Source organism: Flavobacterium sp., assembly GCF_043779715.1.
Classification (GTDB): Bacteria; Bacteroidota; Bacteroidia; order Flavobacteriales; family Flavobacteriaceae; genus Flavobacterium.
On record NZ_JAYWDT010000221.1, the window covers coordinates 1 to 2,857 of the forward strand.

A 2,857-nucleotide genomic window follows, 5' to 3' on the forward strand; every position below is an offset into this window, starting at 1 on the left:
CTTCCAGTTGCTCCGTTAACTCCTGTGCTAGTAACACTTGTATCACTAAAAGCGTCAGCTTGCTTGTGACAACTTGCACAAGAAATTATATTGTTTGAGGATAAATTTTTATCATAAAACAAAACACGTCCTAATGTTGCTCCTTTGTTGGTTATAGGGTTACCGGCAGTGTTATCCTTTGTAATATAATTTGGAATTGGTTGATTTGAATAATTAGCTAAACTATTTAAATGGATTGTATTTCCAAAAGCAGCTTCTACATTTGGGTAAGTTGGTGCGATAGGAATGTACTCATCATCGTTTTTAGAACAAGATGCTAACAATACTATTGATGCAGACAGTAATAATATGGCTCTTAATTTCATAGTTTGCAGATTTGGTTATATTTTTTTGGTTGACTATTTGACTTTAAATATTAAAAAAGGTTTAATTAAAAAAATGTATTTTTTTTCAAAAAGTATTTATTATATATTTGACACTTAAAATTAAAGTACAAAACAAACTATAAAATGAAATTACTAGAAGGAAAAGTAGCAATTATAACAGGTGCAAGCCGCGGAATAGGAAGTGGAATTGCTAAAGTATTCGCACAACACGGAGCAAATGTGGCTTTTACATATAGTTCGTCTGTTGAATCTGCGATGGCTTTAGAAGCAGAATTGAATGCTCTTGGTGTTAAAGCAAAAGGATATCAGTCTAATGCTGCCGATTTTAATGATGCACAAACCTTTGTAGATGCGGTAATTGTTGAATTTGGCACAGCAGATATTTTAATAAATAATGCGGGAATTACTAAAGATAATTTGCTTATGCGTATGTCTGAAGAAGATTTTGATAAAGTTATTAATGTCAATTTGAAATCAGTTTTTAATATGACTAAAGCCATTCAAAAAACATTTTTGAAGCAACGTTCGGGTTCTATTATTAATATGAGTAGTGTAGTAGGTGTAAAAGGGAACGCTGGTCAGACTAATTATGCGGCATCAAAAGCAGGCGTTATTGGGTTTACAAAATCAGTAGCTTTAGAGTTAGGTTCTCGTAATATTCGTTGCAACGCAATTGCTCCAGGATTTATTGAAACAGAAATGACTGCAAAACTAAACGAAGATGTAGTACAAGGCTGGAGAGAAAGTATTCCGTTGCGTCGTGGCGGAACTCCCGAAGATGTTGCTAATGCTTGTGTTTTCTTGGCTTGTGATATGAGTGCTTATGTAACAGGGCAAGTTTTGAATGTTGATGGAGGAATGCTGACGTAATAAATTAAAAAATTTAATGATTAAAAGATTGAAAAATTAGGATTGTCCCAATTTTTCAATCTTTTAATTTTTCAATTCAAAATAAATGAATACAACCACAATTCTACTCATAATACTTTCTTTAGTACTCGCTGGAGGATTGTCGTTTTATCAATACTTTTATAAAAACAATAATTACAACAAAGTCAATATCTTATTGGCTTTGTTGCGTTTTGTCTCTATTTTTTCGATTCTTTTATTACTGATTAATCCAATAATATCAAGAAAAACTTATGAAACTAGCAAAACACCTTTGCCTATTGTAGTTGATAATTCTCAATCTATTTCAGAATTAAAACAAGAAAACATATCGAAAGAATTGTCTCAAAAGTTATCAGAAAATAGTCAATTGAAAGACAAATATGATGTTCAATTATTTAGTTTCGATGACGATTTTTATGCTGATAAACCAATAGATTACAAAGGAAAACAATCTAATATTCATAAAGTTGCTCAAAATTTGAAGCAATTATATCGCAATCAAAATTTTCCAATTGTATTACTGTCAGACGGAAACCAAACTATTGGTAGCGATTATGTATATTCATTTCCGCAAAACAATCAAGTTTATTCCTTGGTTTTAGGAGATACAACAAGTTTTTTAGATGTAAAAATTAATCAGTTGAATGTAAATAAATATGCATTTTTAAAAAATAAATTTCCACTTGAAGTTTTTTTGCAATACAACGGAAACAAAACCATCAATACTACTTTTAGTATTAAACAAGGGAATAATACGATTCACAAACAAACCGTTTCATTTTCTGTCAATAAAAAATCTCAAGAATTATCACTTTTATTAAATGCTGATAGAGTAGGAGTTCACACTTATAAGGCAATTATTTCGACTTCAGAAACAGAGAAAAACAAATACAATAATGTTAAGAATTTTGCCATTGAAGTAATAGACCAACGGTCAGAAATTGCGTTAATTTCAGCAATAAATCACCCAGATTTAGGTGCTATAAAAAGAGCTATAGAAACTAATGTGCAACGTAAAGTAACTTTGCTTAAACCGCAACAAATTAAATCATTAGAAGATTATAATGTTTTAATTTTGTATCAACCTAATTCAGAATTTAAATCTATTTTAGAACAAAATAAAAACCTGCAATTAAACACTTTTGTGATTACAGGTTTGAGTACCGATTATAATATTTTGAATCAATATCAAGACCAATTGCAGTTTAGAATGTCTGGTCAGAAAGAAGATTTTACAGCCGAATTTAATCCTCAGTTTAATTCATTTGCTTTAGATAATATTGGTTTCGAACAATTTCCCCCTTTAGAAAATTCGTTTGGAAATATAGATATTAAAGGAAATGTAAATACTTTATTGCAATCGCAAATTAGAAATATTAAGACTGAGAACCCGTTATTGGCTTTTGCTGAAAATGGTTCAAAACGTAATGCGTATCTTTTTGGGGAAAACATTTGGAAATGGCGCGTAGAAAGTCACGTAAAAACAAAATCATTCGAGCAATTTGATGTTTTTATAGATAAAATCATCCAATTTTTAGCTTCTAATGCTTCAAAAAAGTCATTAATTGTAACTCACGAAA

3 protein-coding genes are annotated in these 2,857 nt (G+C 30.3%); 2 read left to right on the forward strand and 1 reads right to left on the reverse strand.

What is annotated here, in order from left to right:
- Positions 1–365 (reverse strand): cytochrome c peroxidase (locus ACH2BG_RS10710; RefSeq protein ID WP_395047687.1); only part of this gene is annotated, 365 nt, incomplete at its 3' end.
- A gap of 144 nt (positions 366–509) precedes the next feature.
- On the opposite strand from ACH2BG_RS10710, the gene fabG reads away from it, so the two are divergent.
- Both fabG and ACH2BG_RS10720 read left to right on the forward strand, forming a co-directional pair.
- The gene (gene fabG, locus ACH2BG_RS10715; RefSeq protein ID WP_395047688.1) at positions 510–1,256 is read left to right on the forward strand and encodes a 3-oxoacyl-[acyl-carrier-protein] reductase; all 747 of its coding nucleotides are present in this window, start codon (positions 510–512) and stop codon (positions 1,254–1,256) included.
- Between the two features lie 85 nt (positions 1,257–1,341).
- On the forward strand, positions 1,342–2,857 hold a 1,516-nt coding region (locus tag ACH2BG_RS10720; RefSeq protein WP_395047689.1), incomplete at its 3' end, for a hypothetical protein.